This window comes from Mesorhizobium sp. M1A.F.Ca.IN.022.07.1.1, assembly GCF_003997575.1.
In the GTDB taxonomy this organism is placed as follows: domain Bacteria; phylum Pseudomonadota; class Alphaproteobacteria; order Rhizobiales; family Rhizobiaceae; genus Mesorhizobium.
The window spans coordinates 1-2,852 of the sequence record NZ_RZST01000515.1 but is presented as its reverse complement, the minus strand read 5'-3'; the positions used below and the strand labels follow the sequence as shown (position 1 = coordinate 2,852).

Genomic DNA, 2,852 nt, shown 5'->3' with positions numbered 1-2,852 from the left:
CCACCGCCGCGCCCGCGCAGCTGACCGCCAGTTCCGCAGCAACCGCCCCCAAGGCCAATCTGACGCTCGGCACGGGCTCGACCAAGATCGCCATGCTTTTGCCGCTCTCCGCCCCCGGCAGCGCGGGCGCGGCGGTGGTGGCTCCGGCCTGGCTTGCCGGAACGGCGATCGCCGCGGGGTCCAGCACCTCCGATGCGCCGTTCTTCGACTGGCAGCCGGAGATCGCCGCGACCACGGCAAAGGCGAGCGCCGGTAAAGTGCGCAGCGGTTTCCCGTCCGCGATTGCGCAGAAACGCATAGCCGGACCAGTTCGGCGTTTCCCGGAAACGCTGAACCGCTCCAACGCTCGCGAAAACCCGCGTCGGAAATGCCGCGCCACGCCGGCATGCGTGGCGACCCACGCCGGTCGCACGCAAGCGTCGGCCTCGGCGCAGACTGTCTTTGCCATCATCGCAGCTGGTCGGCGCGCCCGTCAGCTCAGTGCATGTACTCGACCATGCGGTCGTGGAAGCATTCGCACTTGTTGAGGTAGTCCTCGTCCTTGTAGTTGGTCTTGAGATAGCCATAGGCCTTGCCGCAGGCGACCTTGGCTTCCGAGGCCCAGACGAAGGCGGGGCGCGACGAGTTGATCCATTCCGGGCTGTTGGCGACGGCGACCGATTCGTCCATCAGCTTCACCACATGGTCCTTGAGCTCGACCATGTTGTCGGTCAGCACCAGGTCCGAGGTGCCGACGGTGCGGCAGTAATTCACCGCCGGCTCGCCGATGATATCTGCGGCAAAGCCGGTCGACCCGGCGAGCAGCACTGCGACGGCCGAAGCCAGCAGTCTTACGGAATGTTTCATGTAAGCCCCTCTCCAAATTGCGAATTCACGGTTCGCTAACCTAGCATAGCAGCACGGCCGCGCATAAGCACTAAATCGTGGCCGTGTGCTGTTGATGGTTCGAGTCATCATAGAGGATGTTGATCGTTCCGGCCGCAGGCGCGTTCTGAAGAACGGCGACATCGACGAAGTTGGCGGGATTGCCCGAGCCGCTGGCGTCCACGCTCACCGCATTGGTTTCGCTGTTATAGTGGACGTAGTTGCTGATATTGCCAGCAGGCGCGGTGTCGAACAGGGCGCTGAGGTCGATCTTGTCGCCCTCCGAGCCGTGGTAGTCGGTGATCAGATCCTTGATGTCCAGGCTGTCCAGCTTGAACGTATCGGCGCCCGAAGTGCCGGCCATTGTCGACGCAGCTCCGGAAGCGGCGCTGTCGAAATTGCCGAAGCCGATATCGGCGACCGCGCCCGTCTCGCCGTTGGCGGTCGTGAAAGTTGCTTCGCCATAGGTCAGGACCGAGCCGTCGGCCGACACCGAATGCTGGTTGTTGCTTTCCAGTCCGATCTCTACGATGCCCAAAGCGGCAAGGCTCTTGAACTCACCTGGGTCCGACACGCCATTGCCATTGGCATCCTGCCAGACACCAAATTGCGCGAAGTCGTGGTCGGCGGCGGTCAGCTTACCGTCATGGTTCGTGTCGTAGACCTGCTCGAGCGCGGCAAGGTCGGTCGCAGCACCCGCGGCGTGCTGGGTGAAGACGATTTCCGAACCGTTGTTCACCTTGCCGTCGCCATTGAGGTCGATCGCCAGGATACCGTCATGCGAATCTACCCAGGCGGTCTTCGAGGCGACACCATCGCCGTCGTAGTCGAACGAGACGGTGGAGTGCGTGAGATCGGTGGTCTGGATTCCGTCGTGGTTGAGGTCGAGCACCACCGGGGTGGCGACGGCGAAGGGCGTCAAGCCGTCTTTTACGTGAACAGTGAAATTCGCCGTTCCAGTCTGGTCGCCGTCACCGTCCGTAAGCTGCAGCGTCACCGGAATGGTGTGGTCGACCGTGGTCGATGTCACACCGACGTCCGTGAGGTTGAGCTTGGTCTTGCCCGAAGACTCGTATGCGTCGACCCAGGCGATCTGCAGGCCTGCAGGCGAATTGATCGTCAGCGACGTCGCACCGGTCGTTGGAATGAAGGAAGCGGTGCTTCCGTCGGTGTAGTGGGCGACGAACTCGACCTTGTTGCTGGCGCTCACTGCGTCGAACGAAAATTTGGCATAGCTGACATTCGCCATGGTGATGGCCGGGGGCGTATAGCCGCCGGCGCCGTCGTAGTCGTTCGGCGCACCGAAATCGAAGCGCATGAACTCGCCCGCGTCGAAGTTGTTGTTGCCAAGTCCCCAACCGGCGGTCGAGCCGTTGACGTTGGACGTCTGCGCGAGCGACGGATCGCCGCCTGCCAGCCAGGCAGCCTCATGAGCTCCAGTGAAGATGCCGCCGGCATCCGTGGGCGCCCAGCCGGTCACCATCACGATGTTCTGACCGCCGGCCGTCACGACGATGGAGTTGCTGGGGCCGGCGCCGAATGAACCGCTCGAGGCAATGGAGACATTGCTTGTCATGCCGTCAAGTTTGGCCAGCAGATCGAAGGTGTATTGCCCCGAGGTGCCGGCCGCGGTGTTCACCGTGACCGTGAAGACCGCCGTGTCGCCGGCGTCGTGGCTTCCGTTGTTGTTGTTGTCGGCGTAGGCCGTCAGCACGTTGCCGACCTGCTCTGTGACAAGATTGTGCCCATTGGAGGTCAACCCGGTTGTATTGACCGTGATCGTCATGGCCGCGCCGGCGCCGTCAGCACCGGGAACGAAATTGATGGCCCCGACGGCGGGCGTCTGCGCGGGGTCGTTGCTGGCCTGCTGGCTCTGCACGCTGTTCAGCGTCGGCACGTCGTCGACGATGTTGGCCGAGAGCGTGCCGGTGGCGTTCTGGCCGTCCTGGTCGGTGAGCGAGACGGTCATGTTCTCGAACAGGCTGTTG

At 63.1% G+C, this 2,852-nt stretch carries 2 protein-coding genes and 1 pseudogene; all 3 read right to left on the bottom strand.

Features of this window, described 5'->3' with window-relative positions; genetic code table 11:
• Positions 1-298, bottom strand: a pseudogene (locus EOA75_RS34305) (hypothetical protein); the annotation flags it as partial.
• 179 nt (positions 299-477) lie between these two features.
• Positions 478-846, bottom strand: a complete 369-nt coding sequence (locus EOA75_RS31425; protein ID WP_066989339.1) for a hypothetical protein — start codon at positions 844-846, stop codon at positions 478-480.
• 70 nt (positions 847-916) lie between these two features.
• On the bottom strand, positions 917-2,852 hold a 1,936-nt coding region (locus tag EOA75_RS31420), incomplete at its 5' end, for a type I secretion C-terminal target domain-containing protein (RefSeq protein WP_127326013.1).

Bases quoted from the DNA above. Each gene is read 5' to 3' on its own strand.
- EOA75_RS31425 (WP_066989339.1), bottom strand. From the start codon at position 846: ATGAAACATTCCGTAAGACTGCTGGCTTCGGCCGTCGCAGTGCTGCTC.